The following is a 17,357-nucleotide window of genomic DNA, read 5'->3' on the forward strand; positions in this document are numbered from 1 at the left end:
ATTATTCCTTTACTAAAAGTAATGACCTTAATTGTTCCATCCAATTTAATGGTTGTACAGGTGCGTCGTTTTTCTGTTCAACATCCCAATTAGTTAATTGAAACCCACAATTTGTACAACAATTTGTTACCTGTCGAATAGTTTGTTGGAATCCACGGTACAATTCTTCCCTTAAACATTTATCATACGTCATATACGATTGTAACTCAAATGCTTTTTCCTTCTTTAATTGAATTCTTTCTTGAATATATGCCTCAATGTCATCCCAAATAGACGGGGGGATAGTTTTTTGTACTATCATATTGTTATCCATCATACCACGAGTCTGTAATTGAAAATATAGAAAACGTATTTTTGTTGCTTTCATTTGAAATAACATTTCTACTTCTTCATCTTTTTGTGGCAATGGCTTCTGTTCCTTTATGAAAGGTTGGAGGATATCATTTATAACTAATAATTCATTCTTTGTCGGTAAATCTTGTTCGATTAATTGAAGTGGCAGGTGAATATCTCCATCCTTATATAACACAAAACTAACACTTTGTTTTCCATCTCTACCTGCTCGTCCAATTTCCTGAATAAACGCTTCTATGTTCGATGGCATTTGATAATGAATAACTAAACGAATATTTTTTTTATTAATTCCCATACCGAATGCACTTGTACAACAAATAATATGTAATTGATCATGCATAAATTGTTGTTGTACCTTTAAACGATCATTCGTATCCATTCCGCCGTGATAATAGGCGATAGATCGATGTCCTAAATGCATTTGCAATGTTTGTGCCATCTGTTCTGTCATTTTTCTACTCGAAAAATATATGATGGTTGGTACATGATAATTTTTTAACAATGAAACAAGCATATCTAGTTTTTCTTGCTCATCTGTTACTTTCTCCAATACTAAAGCAATATTTTCTCGATCTATGTTATATAAATGTCTAGCCATATGATGTAATTGTAATTGTCGTTCAATATCATCTTGTACAGCAGGAGTTGCCGTTCCAGTTAACGCCAATACAGGAGGATTCCCTAAAGCGTTTATGACAGCATGCAACCGTAAATAATCTGGACGAAAATCATGCCCCCATTGTGAAATACAATGTGCCTCATCAATAACGAAAAGCGAGATTTTTCTACGAATGCATAGATCCATAATTGTTCGTTGTTGGATTAATTCCGGAGAGATATATAATAATTTATATGCATGGAGATGGCGCAAAATATCCTGTCTTTCTTTCCAAGTTTGCATACTATGTAATGCCACGACTTCTTTAAACCCATAAGCCCTAGCTTCACGTACTTGATCAATCATTAAAGAAATAAGGGGAGAAACGACAATCGTTAAATTTGGTAACACTTTTGCTGGTAATTGATAACAAATTGACTTTCCCGATCCTGTCTTCAGCATTCCTAACACATTTTTCCCTTGTAAGACGTCGTGAATGATTTCTTCTTGTCCTTCATGAAATGAGTCATAAGAAAAATGCCTTTGTAATAATGCTTGTAAGTTTTTCTTCATTTGTCACCTTCCCCTTTCTTTTGTAAATATATGAATGCTAACCGGATTTGAAAATAGGTGATTGATGGACAAACATGATCCTTAATCGGTTTTAATTTAAATGTTTTTGTTCGTTGAATGGCGCCATTTATTTCTTCTATTTTGTCTAATGTGATAAATTGTTCATATGGAAAATTCGGTTCATATAATGCAATTTCAACTAGATGGTCATATATCGTATTTAATTTTAATTTACGTATGGAGGCAATCTTTTCTAATGGATAACCTTGTTGCCATAAATTGTATGTTTGCTTCGTAGAATGGGTTAATTTGGAATGAATCGTTTCATCTCGAATTTGTTGTTTCATAAGGCATAAAATAGGGTGTTGGTCAACATCTATATGTTGTAACATGTAATGAATAACATTCAATGTCTCCAACTCTATATCTGCGATGTCTAACTTATATTTATCAACCAACTGCTGTTTTGATTGCCCAATGATCGTAGCACCTGTCAGTTGATCCACGAATAAAGCAGCTCCAAGTTCCGTCACTTGAACTAATAAACTTCGTAGTTCAATATATAATTTGTCTAAACATTCATTTACACGATCCTTCGTTTTTCCATATACTAATTTCACCCACTGTTCAACAGATCTGTTTTCAACGATCGGAATATATTGTTTGTTTCCGACAGACTTATTTGTCCATACTTGGATTAATAAAAGTAATCGTTCAAAAAAGATGCGATCCATCTGTGCCAATTGTTTCCCATTCAAATGATACATTGAAATTTCATCTTGCAATTGTAAAATAGATTCATCTGTCATATTACATAATGTATATTGTTGGCCCACTATTTTTAGCTTGTCGGCTTCAACGAGTGATAAAATCTCTCTATCGTATACATTTTTGTCTAACTGTTTATAGATAGTAAAAAAACGATTCAAATGAAATAAATTTGCATCTTGAATCGTTTGGATCGATTGTTTTCCTTGTATAATATAATAAGGTGAATTAACGGAGCGTTCACCTTCCATTTTATACAAACAGTATAAAATAATTTGTTGAAACAATGAACTCCTCCTTTTAATGTTGAATATTGAAACGGTCTTTTGCATATCGTTTCATTAAATAAGAAAAAATTGGATAAAGCACCATAATGAACAGGGCATTTCCAATTGCATGATACGTATCATAAGGTAGACCTAAAAGATAGTATGGCCAGAATTTTCCCGCTACTTGGTATGTTACTAGCGATATAATAAATCCATATAAATACCCACAGAAGATTCCATACAATGCTAACATATAAACAGAAATATGTTTTACATATTTACCTATACATCCACTCATTATACCAATTAATCCCCAGGAGAGGACTTGCCATATTGACCAAATCCCCATCCCAAGTAACATATTTGATAAAAATGTAATAAGTAAAGCCAAAACAAATGCAGCGCCTGGTCCCATAATGATACCAGCGATAATAATAATCGCCGTTACTGGTTGTACGTTAGGAATAAAAACTAAAAAAGACCTTCCAACGACCCCTAACGTAGCTAGTATTGCTAATATCGTTAATTTATACGTATTCAACGTTGATTACTCCCAAGGTTGAAAATCAAAATTAACTTCATCTCCATCGGAAAGTTCGTACTCTCCTGCACCAACCATCGCCATTTCATCATTTACAAAATACATCCAAGCCTTTTCTTCTCCTTCTTCAGCTGCTTTTCCATCAATTGACGTAATAAAGCCACCATCTTCTTCAATATCAAAGTTTTCTTTCATAACGTCTAATAAAATCGCACCATCTTCTGTCTTAATTTCCTTTTCTTCTAACACTTCCTCGCCTTTATCCAAAGAAATTACGACATCAATTGTAATCTCCTCTGACACTTCGTTTGTTTCATTGTTTGCTTGATTATTCACAGCGTTATTTGCTTCATTTGCATCATTTGAACACCCGACTAAAACTCCTACAGATAATAATAATGCAGATAAAATCGTCATTAATTTTTTCATTGTAAAACGCTCCTTTATTATAGTATGAAAACAAAAAAGGTTGTAACAAAAGCTCACTCGTTTTGTTACAACCTCTATAAACATATTCATATAGAAGTAGCTTGAACCCCGAAGCTCTTTTACACAATTATTGCTAGGTCTACTGACTTAACCATCATCCTACTTTGGATTCCTTCCCATATCGATGGATACAGTGGATTACATCCATTTCGTCCAGTATTACAGTTGCGAGGACAGTTCTAGATTTACACTAGATTCCCGATGTATGAACATCATTTAGCCAATAATTTTTATGAAATTATTATTGTGGTATGGTGAAATAGAAAGTTGTCCCTTCATGCAATTTACTTTTGACAGAAATGACCCCTTCATGTGCTTGAATAATATGTTTTGTAATTGCTAGTCCTAGTCCTGTACCTTTTTTATCACTTCTCGTTCGTGCTTTATCCGCTTTATAAAAACGTTCAAAAACGAAAGAAAGGTCTTCTTCAGGAATTCCACTACCATTATCACGTACTTCCACATGTAAAGAATCTTCTTTTGATTGGACTACTACTTCCACATGACCACCATTTGGTGTGTGACCGATTGCATTATCGATTAAATTGGTGAAAACTTGTTCCATTCGGTCAGGATCAATGAATAGCAGTGGCTGCTCAATATCCATTGTTAATGATAATTGTACACCATTTTCTTCTGCCATGCCATAAAATTTTTTGTACACTTTTTCTACAAACATTTGTGTGTCTATTTCTTCTTTATTTAACTCAATATGGCCAGCTTCCATTCTTCCAATATCAAGTAATTCATTCACTAAACGACTCATTCTTAAAGATTCTTCGAGAATAATTTGAGCAAGTTCATTTTTCTCCGCTTTACTTTCTGCAATATCATCTACTATTGCTTCACTATATCCTTGCATTAAAGCAATTGGTGTTCGTAACTCGTGAGACACATTAGAAATAAAGTCTTTTCTCAATTTATCCATTTGTCTTTCCTCTGTCATATCACGTATAACAGCAACTGCACCACGAATATATGTATCATCATATAAAGGTGTCATAATCATTACCCAATTTCGTCCTTGTAATTGAACTTCTTGAATAACTTCTTTTTCTTCTTCAATTACCTTTTGGAACACGGCATATACATCGTCAGGTAATTGCTGCATCGTTTCATCTGAAATATTATGCTCAAAATACCAATCCCGTATAAATTGTTCTGCGGGTGGATTAATTACAATTACTTTTGCATCCCTCGTTAAGGTAATAACTCCATCTGCCATTGAATTTACCAATCGACTTAATTGTTCTTTTTCATGTCGTAATGCATCGATATGAAAATTTAATTGTTTCCCCATTTTATTAAATGCAACAGCAAGTTCTCCTATCTCATCATTAGATAACACTGGAAGTTTCGTATTAAATTCTCCTTTTGCCACTTGGATAGCTGCTTTACGCATTTGAATCAATGGAGCAGTAATTCTCGTTGATAAGAAAAATGCAAAAATGGTCGTTAAGACGATTGCAATTGCTGCTCCAACATAAATAATTCTTGTCGTTTCTGCACGTGTTTGGTTAATGACATCCAATGATTGTAAAACATAAATAGCGCCTTGTTGTTTGCGCATTGGAATACCAATAACCATTATTTCCGAATCATTATTTGGTACGGTAAGTTTTTCATTAAACACTTCGTTTTGTGTTGCTACATGCAACATATCTTCATTGACTACCGGAGATATCTCTTTCACCTTAGTTAAAGACTGATTGGTCGTTTTTGATTCCCATAATGATTCATTATGTTTATATAAAAGCACTTTACTGGAAGGTTCTTTTACCGTCTCTACCAAATCCATTACCATATCTTTATCATCATGTTCTTCTACGATCATTGAAATTTTAGTCGCTGCTTGAATCATTGCTTTTTCGGCTTCTTGTACGTGAAATCTTTCGAAAAATTGTAACAGTAAAATCGATAAAATAAATAAGACAAAAGAAACTAGCAATAAAATCGTTATTGCTAGTTTCCCTACTACACTTCTCCAGAACATTATTGTTCTTCTACCTCTAATTTATATCCGATTCCCCATACTGTAACAATCATTTTCGCTGCTTCTTTTGAAACACTTGTTAGTTTTTCACGTAATCGCTTCACATGGGTATCAACTGTTCGTAAGTCACCGAAAAATTCATATTGCCACACTTCTTTTAACAAATCTTCTCGTTTATACACTTTATCAGGCGACTGTGCTAAAAACACTAGTAACTCATATTCTTTAGGAGTTAGCGAAATTTCTTGATCATTTGCAGTAACACGATATGCATCCAAATCAATGGTTAAATGTGGAAAAACGATTAAATTATTTGTTTGCATAGACGTTTGTTTCACATTCGTTTGTCCTGTTCTTCGGAGTACGGCTTTCACACGTAAAACGACTTCACGTGGACTAAAAGGTTTTACAATATAATCATCCGCTCCAACCTCAAATCCTTGAACACGGTTTGATTCTTCCCCTTTAGCTGTCAACATAATGATTGGTGTATTTTTCTCTTCTCGTAATTTTTCACACACTTCAATACCGTCCATTTCAGGCATCATAATATCTAATAAAATACAGTCATAATCGTTTTCTAATGCTTTCTCTAATGCTTCCACACCATTTTCAGCTTCTTCAACAACGAAGTCTTCACGTTCTAAATACATTTTAATTAAGCGACGAATACGTTCTTCATCATCTACTACTAAAATTCTATTCGACTCACTCATCTAATCGGTCCTCCTACTACTTCTTCTATGTTTCTTACATCATTTACTTCATATTTTAAGCATAAGAGTGTAAACCTGCAAGTACTAAGTTTACAACGATAATATTAAACATGATAATTGCAAACCCAACAACTGCCAACCAAGCTGATTTTTCTCCATGCCATCCTCTTGATAAACGTAAATGTAAAAACGCTGCATAGAAGAACCATGTAATTAGTGCCCATACTTCTTTTGGGTCCCAGCCCCAAAAACGATCCCAAGCAATTTGCGCCCATATCGCAGCAAAAATTAATCCACCTAATGTAAATAACGGGAAGCCAATCGCTACTGCACGATACGTAATTTCATCAACTAAATCTAAGTTTACATTTTTTACAAACCTTTGGATTGCAGCACCGACTCTTTTACGTAAAATTAATCTTACAATACCATAAATGATTGTACCGATTAAAAACGACCAAACTAAAGTATTAAACTTTTTAGGTGCTTCATTTCCTTGCATCCATGTTGGAGCGTTAAAGTATGGTTCCATACGATCTGCTGTAGTTAACTCAAATCCTTCGGGTCCTGCAATTGCTGGTAAGTGATATACCATTTTTATATTTTCATTCTCGTTTTGGACGAAAGTTGCTTCATAATCCATTGCATTAAATGTAGACGTAATAATAACAAATCCTAACGTTACAAATAATGAGTATAAAATTATTTCTAACCATGTTGTTTTAGACGAACGTTTTGATTGGTCAATTTTCTTCACTAAATAAATTAATCCCGCAACAAAACTAATTGCTAAAATTCCTTGTGATAAAGATACCGTAATGACATGGATAAATAGCCAATTACTTTGTAAGGACGGTACTAATGGTGAAATTTCACCTGGGAACATACTTGCATAAGCAATGATTAACATTGCAATTGGTAATGCAAACAATCCTAATACATTTAAACGATAAATAAAGAATAGAATGATAAACGCTAAAACGATACTCATTCCTAAAAACGTAACGAATTCAAACATATTACTTACAGGTGCATGTCCACTTGCAATCCATCTTGTCACAAAGTATACGACCTGTGCAATAAATCCAATGATTGTTAAACTAATTGCAATTATGGATGTTTTTGTATTTTTACCATCTGTTGTTCTTTTATCACGAATGGTTGCCGCAAAAAAACCTGTCGCAATTAAATAAACGATAAATGCAGTATATAAGGCATTACTACTGACACTCAATAAACTCTCCATCACTCGAACCTCCTAGGCTTCCTGTTCTTCCTGCTCTTTTCTCTCTCTTTCCTCTTGGTCCACGACCATCTTAATATTCGTATCTGCAATAGCTTTCTCAATATCTTTCTTTAAACCAAACCAGTTTTTGTTCGTATGTGCCGCCATTGCAATACCATTACCTTCGGGATTTATCCAAACTCTTCGGTGTTGCCAATACATTCCTTGAATAACTCCGATCATAAAAATGGCTGCCCCAACTACGAAAAATGGTAATGTATAATCTTTACGAACAGTCAGGCCACTTACATAACGCATCTCAAAATCAACAATTCCTAACTTATATTGATTTTCCCCTGTTGCATCAATATTTTTTCCAATCCCAACAAAGCTTATTTCCTTTTCTCCTGTATCCGGATCTGTTATTTCGAATACAAAAGCTGGATTTCTTGGGAATTTCGATACAGATCTTGGTTCTCCGTTATCCATCTCATAATCTGGGTAATATTTGTTAATATGCACTTCCATTCCATTGTCTAAAGTATATGTTTTTTCAGGAGACATTAAGTTTTCAACCTTCACTTCTCCTAATGGTGTTTCATCTTCATCATTCACATCATACACTTTAAAGGTCATGCTTGAAAACTCATTTTCTTGGAACCCTGATTGATACAATGTATACCCATCAAACTTCAATGGTTTGTTCATTTGAATGGAACCTTCTGTAACTTTTTCTAACTCTGGTTCTACTCCAGTAATTTTTTCTCCCACTACTTTAGAAATGACAACATCTGTTTGATAGTTTTTATGGGTTAATTCCCCTTTTTGTTCCATTGCTGCTTGGAATTTCTCATCGTCTTCATCATATGTTTCTAATATAAAACGATTATTTTTAATATAATAATTCCCATTTGTACTAGGGATTACTTTCTGTTCTCCTTCGCGCACCCAAACATAATCATCTAAAAATAAAAAAGGTGTCATACGTAAAATAGCTGCTAATAAAATAATAATTAATCCAATATGATTTACATATGGACCCCAACGAGAAAAACGGTTTTTTTCTGCTAAAATATTGCCATCTTTGTTCATAATTTTATAACGTTGTTTTTTCAAGCGATCCACAACTAATTCTTGTTCTTCCTTTGATACATTTTCAGATAAACTATATAAACGTTGACGACTTAAGAAACTACTATGACGTTTTGGTTGTTGATTTTTTAATGCGCGACGTAATGGCACAAAACGATCAATACTACATATAACTAACGAAACACCAATTAATGCAATTAAAATCATATACCACCAAGAACTATATAAATTATGTAGTCCTAACTGGTAGTAAATTTTTCCTAATAACCCGTACGATGCTTCATAAAACACTGCAGGGTCTCTATTTTCCGCTTCTGCAGGAATATACATCTCTTGAGGATAAATCGTCCCTAGTCCAGATGCAATTAATGCTAAAACGATGAGCCATACACCGACTTTTACAGAAGAGAAGAAATTCCATATTTTATCGACGATTGTTCGATTATATGTTTGTGACCTTCTTGCTGAACCTTCATACCGCATATTTAGTAATTTCGATTTATCGTTCCCATCGATATGTTGGTTCCGTTCAACCGGCTTTCCGCATGCTTCACATAAAACCGTTCCTTCCGGGTTTACGTGACCACATTCACATTTTATTTTATCCAATTCATATCCCTCACTATACATCGAGTTAGTTAGGTGCGATCATTTGAAACTTTTCCTCTAATGTTTCCAATGTTAATGCACCGGCAACAACCTCTACAATCTTACCTTCCGCATCTATAAAATATGTACTTGGAATTGGACCAACACCATATAAATCCATTACATCACTTTGTGTATCATGTAAAACTGGGAATGTTAAATTGTATTTATCGATAAATTGGTGAATGACTAACTCACTTGCATCCAAACTTACCGCCACTATTTCAATATCATCTTCATATTGTGGATACAGATTTTCCATGTATGGCATTTCCGCTTCACACGGCTTACAGTATGTTGCCCAGAAGTTTAACATAACTCCTTTTCCTTTTAAATCACTTAAACGGATGCTTTCTACTTCATTATTTTCATTTATTTGTGTTAATTGAAAATCTGGTGCTTGATCTCCTTCCTCATAAACGTCTTTATCTGCTGTTAAATTAAAGTATAATGCATACCCTACTGCTGCTAAAAGAATCGCTAACACAATAAATCTGAATATATAGCGCTTTTTCTTTTTATTTTGTTTCTTATCTAGATTAGTTGTCCCCATCTTTATTCACCCCAAAAGACATTATACCATTTATTTTCCATTCAAATTTGTCTATTGTTTAACATTTTTCGTTGCTAAATTCTTTAAAGATGTTATTTCTTGTTTCGTTAATGGGCGATATTCTCCCGGTTGCAAAGTTCCTAAGTCAACAGAACCATACTTTTCCCGTTTAATTTTTATTACTGGATGCCCTAAACCTTCAAGCATTCGACGAATATGACGGTTTTTACCTTCATGTAAGGTAATACGTAAAATCATCGTCTTCTTTTTCTTATCAATCGACATGACTTTAAAATGAATTGCTTTTAATACATCTCCTTCATCTCGTACACCTTTTAACATACGATCTAAAACTTCACGCTTTGCAATTCCTTCTACCTTTACGATATATTCTTTTTCTATTTCATGTTTTGGATGCATCAATAAATGTGCGAAATCCCCATCATTTGTTAACAATAAAATACCAGAAGTATTGTAATCAAGGCGTCCAATTGGATAGATCCTTTCTGTTACATCTTCTAGTAAATCAATGACCGTCTCTCTTCCCGCTTCATCATCTAGGGACGTAATATAACGACGTGGTTTATTTAATACATAATAGACGTGTTTTTCTTTATCAATTGGTACATCATCTACACTAACTTCATCTGATTGTGACACTTTTGTACCTAAAGTCGTTACAAGTGTACCATTTACCTTCACACGACCATCTAAAATAAATTGCTCTGCCTTTCTTCTTGATGTAATACCACTTTGTGCGATTACTTTTTGCAATCTTTCTAATTGTTCACCCATGTATATCTTACCCTCATTTATATTATAGTTCGTTTCGCTTTTTATCATACCATACTTAAAAACAACAAATAAAGCGTTTAAAATTATAAACGCTTTACATCAATAGTAATTTCACAATGATTATGGAAACAATGACACTAACAAAATCTGCCAGAAGCCCAACTTTCATCGCATATTTCATTTTTTTAATTTGGACCGCACCGAAGTAGACAGTTAAAATATACAATGTCGTATCTGTACTTCCTTGCATCGTTGCAACAAGTCGTCCAATAAAGGAATCTGGTCCATAGACTTTCGTTAACTCGGTCATCATAGCTAAAGAAGCCGTACCTGAAATTGGTCTTACGATTGCCAAAGGTACAATTTCTGCAGGAACACCAAAAAATGCTAACACCGGAACAAATAACTGGATAAATGCATCTAACGCACCCGATTCTCGTAATATAGAAATCGATACAAACATTCCTAATAAATAAGGTAAAATGGATATCGCAATATCGATTCCTTCTTTGCCACCTTCGACAAACCATTCATATGCTGGAGCGCGTTTAAAGGTTGCATAACTTAATATACATAAAATGAGCATTGGCATGATCCATAAGCTAATAGTTTGGATCATTCTTTCCAGCCCCCATTTCTCTTTATATCTCTATGATAAAAATATCTGTCAAAAAGAATCGCACAAATAACACTAACGAAAGAGGAAATAATCGTTGTTATGACAATATCAGTTGGACTAACAGAGCCATATTGCATTCTAATTGCTATCACCGTCGTTGGTATAAGGGTAAAACTCGATGTATTAATCGCTAAAAATGTAATCATAGAACGTGTTGCCTCTCCATCTTTACTATCTTTTTTCATTTCTTGCATTGCTTTTATTCCTAATGGGGTGGCAGCATTTCCTAAACCAAACATATTAGCAATAACATTAGAAACGATATAACCGAGGGCAACATTATTATGTCGTAAATCAGGAAATAATCTTTTTAAGAAAGGCGTTAATAATTTCGTTATTTGTTGCAATAAGCCTACTTCTTGTGCAATTTTCATCATCCCTAACCAAAAAACTAAAATACTCAATAGCTGAATGGTTAATGTGACACTCTCTGCTGCACTCGTCAAAATAACTTCATTCACTTCTTCCATGGTGCCATGTATCATCGCATATACAATTCCAATGATTGCCATTAATGCCCAAATCAGATGGATCATTTCCACCACCGGAAAAACCAGTCTTTAAGTTTTATGTAAAATGTTTCTTTTTCATTTTCTTTTTCCTCCAGTGGAATCGTCTGAATGATTTCTTCCTTCGTATAAAATTGAGCATATGGTTTTTTCCCTTCATTTGTTTTTTTCCAAATTACTTTCATTTGAAGTGCATCTTTTTCATTTTGCTGTAAGGGATAGACAACATCCTCACGCACATAAAAATGGAGCTGTTCCTCTTCGTTTTGAATCGTAAACCACCCTTTTTTCATTAATGTAAAGATAGAATAAGTGGAAAACGCCGTTTCAAACATCATCATATGATCTTTCCAATCATCTGGAGCATTTAATGTGACAGCGATTAGTGTCATCTTGTTTTTTTTTGCGGTCGATACTAATGTTCTACCAGATCGTTTTGTAAACCCCGTTTTACCTCCTGTACTTGCATCATACATTCCATGTAATAATTGATTTTTATTCATGTAAGGATAATCTTTTTCTTTTGGTTTATATTTTTTCGTTTCCGAAATTTGTTGGAATTGTTCATGTTTAATTGCTTCTCTCATTAAAAGTGCCATGTCATATGCTGTTGAATAATGATCTGTTTCATCTAATCCATGTGGATTTTTAAAATGAGTGTTGGTCATGCCAATTTTTTCCGCTTTTTCATTCATCATGGATACAAACCCTTCCTCACTTCCACCAATATGTTCCGCAATAGCTATACTCGCATCATTACCTGACCGTAACATTAACCCATATAACAATGATTCTAACGTCATTTCTTCCCCTTTCTTTAAATAAAGGGAGGAGCCATGAATTTGCTCAGCATTTTCACTGATTACGACAAGGTCATCCAATTGACCATGTTCAATCGCAATTAAAGCCGTCATAATTTTTGTAATACTTGCGATTGGCTTCTTCACATTGGCATCTTTTTCATATAAAACTTTCCCAGATTCACTCTCCATGACAATTGCATGTTCGGCAGATAAAGTAAATGTCTCATTCGTTGCTAGTCCACTAGTCGGAAATAAAAAAATAACGATAAAAATCGATACAAATAAAAAAATGCGCATCACATATAGTCCTCCTGCTTCCATCTGGAATACTATATATTATGCGCACATATTGCTTATATGAATGTATCTTTAAAATGGCTCTTCCTTTAATGAATCAAAAAACAAATTTTTCTCTTCATCGAGTAATTGTTCATCAATGTTTTCTGGTAATGGTGGTAAAGCATCTAATGTAGAAAGACCAAAATATGTTAAAAATTCTTTCGTCGTTCCATACATTTTCGGACGGCCTATGGAATCTTTTCGCCCAACTTCTTCAATAAATGATCTTGCAAGTAAAGTTTGCACAGCATAGTCACTATTCACACCACGAATTTCTTCCATTTCGATTTTTGTAATTGGTTGTTTATACGCAATGATTGCTAACGTTTCTAAAACAGCTTGTGACATTCTAGATTTTCGTGGGTTTTGTAACATTTTTTTATAATAATCATTATGTTCTGGCTTCGTTGTCAGATGATAGACGTTATTTGATTGCATGATGGTAATACCTCTTTGTTCATGCTCATAATCATACATTAATTCTTCGATGATATGAAGGACTACCTCTTTAGACATTTGTGTAATTTTTGCAAGTTGTTGAACCGTCATCCCTTCATCACCACTAGCAAAAAGTAATCCTTCTATAATACCTTTCATTTTTAATGTCAAAATTTATTCCTCCATTTTATGTACATAAATTGGCTGAAAATGGGCTGTTTGTGTACAATGTATTTTACCGTTTTTTAATAATTGTAAAATGGCAAGAAATGTCGATACGATATGTTGCTTACTTGGAATCGAAAATAAATCATCAAATAAAACAGGTTCTTTCCCCTTCTGTAAGATAGCTTCTATTTCCATCATTCTCTCTTCTACAGAAATTTCTACTCGATTAATCGTTGTATCAAGTGGTGCTCGTAATTTTTTTCTTTTAAACACCTTTTGTAGTGCTCCAATCATATCGAAGAGAGAAACATCTACATAATTTTCTACTTTATCTAAAACCTCATCTGAAAAGGAGAATGGTGGCCTCGTATATATTTCATTTTCTTGAAGCTCCTGTTCTTGAAGATGGTTTGCTGCTTCTTTAAATTTTCGATATTCGATTAGTCGTAGCATCAATTGTTCACGTGGATCTTCTTCATATGTATCCTCATATTCAGGTTCATGTTTTGGAAGTAGCATCGCACTTTTCATCTCAATGAGTGTGGCAGCCATTACTAAATATTCACTCGCGATATTTAATTCGATTGTTTGCATTGTATGAATATATTGTAAATACTGATCGGTAATTTCTGCTACAGGTATATCATAAATATCAATTTCTAATTCATTAATTAAATGCAACAATAAATCTAATGGTCCTTCAAATTCCGGTAATTTTACCTCATATGTTCGATTCATTATAAACTCCTTCAATCGTTCATTCATATTCTATTATAATATGAAAACACACATTTGCCTATACACCTTTACACCATCATACATACGTTATTATTGAAAATAAAATTCAGTGAAAAGGAGAGATCATTCGTGGGTCATTCATATGAAGGTGGATATCGTAGATTCGGTGGTGGATATGCACTTATTTTAGTGTTATTCATCTTACTCGTTATCGTTGGTGCAGCTTGGTTATAAAACAAATATAAATAGTTTTTGTAAAAAAGGCTAAGATGATAACGAAAAAAATCGTTATCCATCTTAGCCTTTCTTTTATTCTTCTTCCTCTTCTGTATCTGTACATTTATGGAAAAAATCATTCGTTAGTTCATTCGAACAAATGTCGTATTTTTCCCCGTACATTTCTTTTACCGCTTCAATCATTTTTCGGCCAATGCCCATATTTCTATATGATGGATTTACTGATATATGTTGAACGACAACACTTAATTCATCCTCTATTTTAAAACCAATCGCACCTACAATATCATCTTCTTCTTTCCATAAATACAAATGCCAATTTTCATGTTCCATATAGTTACGCATCGTTTGCTGTAACATACGAACATCATCTTTTTCAATCGGCATAAAGGAAAGCAAACCCATTGCAATTTTTTCTTGGTTTTGTTTATAACGAATTAACATTCAAAAACCCCTCATCAACTTTCCATGTTATGTGTAACATTTTTATTTAGATTATATTATACACATTATGTTTAATATGTTCTACTTTCAACCCAACCATGATGTTAAAAAAATAATCTATATATCGTATATCCATCTGATTGTTTCTGTCCAATTTTAAATGGAATTAAATTGACAAAAAATAACCAGAAATTAAATAACATACATAATTGAATACCTAAATGTTCATAAAAAAACAGATCAATGATAAAGAAAATAAATGCGACAATTCCATTAAAGACAGGACCCATCAGTGTTATAACTACTTTTTCTTTCGATGTAAAAGGTTGGTCTCTAACGGTCGCTGTTGCATAATGGAATAAAAATAACCGACGAATAATTATATGGAATTGGGCTTCATCTTTTTCATAAAGTTTTTTCCCTGTTCCAATTGATAACTGTATTTTTGTCGCCTTCATCCTTACCGCACCAAACATATGCCCAAGTTCATGAATGAGCAAACTAAATGGTGCAACAAAAAATATTAAAAAAATAAAGTATAGAACGTATATCATATGTTGACCTTAATCGTTAATAACGATTTTTTGCATTACATCTCCATTTTGCATGTTTTTTGCAAACTCGATGCCTGAAGTAACTTGACCAAATACGGTGTGTACCCCATCTAAATGTGGTTGTGGTTCATGTACGATGAAAAATTGTGATCCACCTGTATCACGACCAGCATGTGCCATGGATAAAGCACCTTCTACATGTTTATGTGGATTTCCTTCTGTTTCACATTTAATAGTATATCCTGGACCACCTGTACCATTCCCATTTGGGCAGCCACCTTGGCTAACAAAACCAGGGATCACACGGTGAAAAGTTAAACCATCATAAAAATTATCATTCGCAAGGGTAACAAAGTTTTCAACTGTTCCTGGAGCCTCTTCTTCAAATAAATTAAATTCAATTTTGTTTCCATCTTCTAATAAAATATATCCTGTTTTCATGCTTTTATTCTCCCTTTTTCATAAAGTTCATTGTATATTTTACACTAGTTATCTATTATGTTCCAGTCGAAACGCTAGATACATATGGTAAATCATGATCAATTAGATCGTCTAAACTCTCTCTTTTCACCACTAATTGTGCTTGTCCATTTTCTACAAATACGATGGCCGGTTTTTCAAATCGGTTATAATTGCTTGCCATCGAATAACCGTATGCACCAGTGGAAAATATCGCTAATATATCTTTATGTTCTACTTTTGGTAACTCGATATCCCAAATTAACATATCTCCTGACTCACAACATTTACCCGCAACTGAAACGGTTTCTTGACCTTTTTCTGTCGCTTTATTTGCAAGAATCCCATCATATTTCGCCTCATATAATGCTGGACGAATATTATCTGCCATCCCACCATCAACAGAGATGTATTTACGGACATTTGGAATGTTTTTCATCGAACCAACAGTGTATAGGGTCGTTCCTGCTTCTCCAACGATGGAGCGACCTGGTTCAATCCAAATTTCCGGCATCGGAATTTGCATCTCTTCTACATGTGACTGAATAGTGGTCACAATAGCTTTCACATACTGATTTAATGGCAATGGTTCATCATCTTCTGTATATCGAATCCCAAACCCTCCACCAACATTTAATACTTCTGGAATGAACTGATCTTGTTCATACCATTGCTGTAGTAACTCAAATAACATATCTATTGCTAATGTAAAACTTTTCGTATTAAATATTTGTGAACCGATATGGCTATGAATACCTTTTAAATGGATATGTTTATATTGTTTCACCAATTCATACGCTTCATTTATTTGATTATTTTGTAAATTGAAGCCAAATTTTGAATCTTCATTTCCAGTCATAATATATTGATGTGTTTCCGATTCAATCCCTGGTGTAACTCGAAATAAAATATCCATCGTTTTCTCTTTAGTTTGAAGAATTTGTTCCAACAATTCCATTTCATAAAAATTGTCTACAATAATACAACCGATATTTGCATCAATCGCCATCGTCAATTCTTCTACCGTTTTATTATTGCCATGAAAATGTATTTTTTCTGGAGGAAATCCCGCTTTTAATGCTGTATAAAGCTCTCCTCTTGAAACAACATCTAAACTTAACCCTTCTTCTTTCATGACTTGCACAATAGCAATAGTCGAGAAAGCTTTACTCGCATATGCAACTTGAGCTTGAACTCCTAACGCTTTAAATGTATCTACAAATCCGCGACATTGTTGACGAATTTTTTCAACGTCATATACATACAGTGGTGTCCCATATTGTTCGGCTAATACTGTCGCGTCTACACCACCAATCATTAAATTTCCTGCTTCATTTATTGGATAAGAATGGTTGGCCATTTTCCTTCAATCCTC

The 17,357-nt window shown here is 33.8% G+C and carries 20 protein-coding genes and 1 riboswitch; of the genes, 1 reads left to right on the top strand and 19 read right to left on the bottom strand.

The window, feature by feature from the left end:
• Position 1: 1 nt before the first annotated feature.
• From WKT09_RS02700 to WKT09_RS02770, 15 genes are all read right to left on the bottom strand, one after another.
• Positions 2–1,525 carry a RecQ family ATP-dependent DNA helicase gene (locus WKT09_RS02700; RefSeq protein WP_340414560.1) on the bottom strand — a complete coding sequence of 508 codons (1,524 nt, stop codon included), beginning with the start codon at positions 1,523–1,525 and terminating at the stop codon, positions 2–4.
• On the bottom strand, positions 1,522–2,580 hold the full coding sequence (locus tag WKT09_RS02705; RefSeq protein ID WP_340414561.1) for a helix-turn-helix domain-containing protein: 1,059 nt from the start codon (positions 2,578–2,580) through the stop codon (positions 1,522–1,524). Before WKT09_RS02705 ends, WKT09_RS02700 begins: the two co-directional genes overlap by 4 nt.
• Positions 2,581–2,593: 13 nt before the next feature.
• Positions 2,594–3,103, bottom strand: a complete 510-nt coding sequence (locus tag WKT09_RS02710) for an ECF transporter S component (protein WP_340414562.1) — start codon at positions 3,101–3,103, stop codon at positions 2,594–2,596.
• Positions 3,104–3,109: 6 nt separating this feature from the next.
• Entirely contained in the window at positions 3,110–3,532 is a 423-nt protein-coding gene (locus tag WKT09_RS02715) for a DUF4430 domain-containing protein (RefSeq protein WP_340414563.1), read from the bottom strand.
• Between the two features lie 115 nt (positions 3,533–3,647).
• A riboswitch (cobalamin riboswitch) is annotated at positions 3,648–3,832 on the bottom strand.
• Position 3,833: 1 nt separating this feature from the next.
• Positions 3,834–5,585, bottom strand: a complete 1,752-nt coding sequence (locus tag WKT09_RS02720) for an ATP-binding protein (protein WP_340414564.1) — start codon at positions 5,583–5,585, stop codon at positions 3,834–3,836.
• Positions 5,585–6,301, bottom strand: a complete 717-nt coding sequence (locus WKT09_RS02725; protein ID WP_340414565.1) for a response regulator transcription factor — start codon at positions 6,299–6,301, stop codon at positions 5,585–5,587. The genes WKT09_RS02720 and WKT09_RS02725 overlap by 1 nt, the downstream gene beginning before the upstream one ends.
• Before the next feature lie 55 nt (positions 6,302–6,356).
• Complete coding sequence (gene ccsB / locus WKT09_RS02730; RefSeq protein WP_340414566.1) at positions 6,357–7,547, bottom strand: c-type cytochrome biogenesis protein CcsB; 1,191 nt, start codon at positions 7,545–7,547, stop codon at positions 6,357–6,359.
• Between the two features lie 12 nt (positions 7,548–7,559).
• Complete coding sequence (gene resB / locus WKT09_RS02735) at positions 7,560–9,227, bottom strand: cytochrome c biogenesis protein ResB (RefSeq protein ID WP_340414567.1); 1,668 nt, start codon at positions 9,225–9,227, stop codon at positions 7,560–7,562.
• 25 nt (positions 9,228–9,252) lie between these two features.
• The gene (gene resA / locus WKT09_RS02740) at positions 9,253–9,819 is read right to left on the bottom strand and encodes a thiol-disulfide oxidoreductase ResA (protein ID WP_340414568.1); all 567 of its coding nucleotides are present in this window, start codon (positions 9,817–9,819) and stop codon (positions 9,253–9,255) included.
• A gap of 51 nt (positions 9,820–9,870) precedes the next feature.
• Positions 9,871–10,614, bottom strand: coding sequence for a pseudouridine synthase (locus tag WKT09_RS02745; protein WP_340414569.1), 744 nt, complete (start codon positions 10,612–10,614; stop codon positions 9,871–9,873).
• 94 nt (positions 10,615–10,708) lie between these two features.
• Positions 10,709–11,233: a spore maturation protein gene (locus tag WKT09_RS02750; RefSeq protein WP_340414570.1), complete on the bottom strand. Its 525-nt coding sequence runs from the start codon at positions 11,231–11,233 to the stop codon at positions 10,709–10,711.
• Entirely contained in the window at positions 11,230–11,829 is a 600-nt protein-coding gene (locus tag WKT09_RS02755; protein WP_340414571.1) for a nucleoside recognition domain-containing protein, read from the bottom strand. The genes WKT09_RS02750 and WKT09_RS02755 overlap by 4 nt, the downstream gene beginning before the upstream one ends.
• Positions 11,826–12,902, bottom strand: a complete 1,077-nt coding sequence (locus WKT09_RS02760; RefSeq protein ID WP_340414696.1) for a D-alanyl-D-alanine carboxypeptidase family protein — start codon at positions 12,900–12,902, stop codon at positions 11,826–11,828. The genes WKT09_RS02755 and WKT09_RS02760 overlap by 4 nt, the downstream gene beginning before the upstream one ends.
• Before the next feature lie 72 nt (positions 12,903–12,974).
• Positions 12,975–13,541, bottom strand: coding sequence for an SMC-Scp complex subunit ScpB (gene scpB, locus WKT09_RS02765; protein WP_445323968.1), 567 nt, complete (start codon positions 13,539–13,541; stop codon positions 12,975–12,977).
• A gap of 15 nt (positions 13,542–13,556) precedes the next feature.
• Positions 13,557–14,288: a segregation/condensation protein A gene (locus WKT09_RS02770; RefSeq protein ID WP_340414572.1), complete on the bottom strand. Its 732-nt coding sequence runs from the start codon at positions 14,286–14,288 to the stop codon at positions 13,557–13,559.
• A gap of 129 nt (positions 14,289–14,417) precedes the next feature.
• On the opposite strand from WKT09_RS02770, the gene WKT09_RS02775 reads away from it, so the two are divergent.
• Entirely contained in the window at positions 14,418–14,522 is a 105-nt protein-coding gene (locus WKT09_RS02775; RefSeq protein ID WP_336265643.1) for a YjcZ family sporulation protein, read from the top strand.
• 75 nt (positions 14,523–14,597) lie between these two features.
• Here WKT09_RS02775 and WKT09_RS02780 read toward each other — a convergent pair whose 3' ends face one another.
• The 4 genes from WKT09_RS02780 to lysA all read right to left on the bottom strand — a co-directional run bounded on the left by WKT09_RS02780 (position 14,598) and on the right by lysA (position 17,342).
• The gene (locus tag WKT09_RS02780; RefSeq protein WP_340414573.1) at positions 14,598–14,969 is read right to left on the bottom strand and encodes a GNAT family N-acetyltransferase; all 372 of its coding nucleotides are present in this window, start codon (positions 14,967–14,969) and stop codon (positions 14,598–14,600) included.
• Between the two features lie 104 nt (positions 14,970–15,073).
• Entirely contained in the window at positions 15,074–15,523 is a 450-nt protein-coding gene (locus WKT09_RS02785) for a site-2 protease family protein (protein WP_340414574.1), read from the bottom strand.
• Positions 15,524–15,532: 9 nt separating this feature from the next.
• On the bottom strand, positions 15,533–15,964 hold the full coding sequence (locus tag WKT09_RS02790) for a peptidylprolyl isomerase (RefSeq protein WP_340414575.1): 432 nt from the start codon (positions 15,962–15,964) through the stop codon (positions 15,533–15,535).
• A gap of 55 nt (positions 15,965–16,019) precedes the next feature.
• On the bottom strand, positions 16,020–17,342 hold the full coding sequence (gene lysA, locus WKT09_RS02795; RefSeq protein ID WP_340414576.1) for a diaminopimelate decarboxylase: 1,323 nt from the start codon (positions 17,340–17,342) through the stop codon (positions 16,020–16,022).
• Between the last annotated feature and the right edge of the window lie 15 nt (positions 17,343–17,357).

This window comes from Pseudogracilibacillus sp. ICA-222130, from assembly GCF_037892545.1.
Classification (GTDB): domain Bacteria; phylum Bacillota; class Bacilli; order Bacillales; family Amphibacillaceae; genus Pseudogracilibacillus.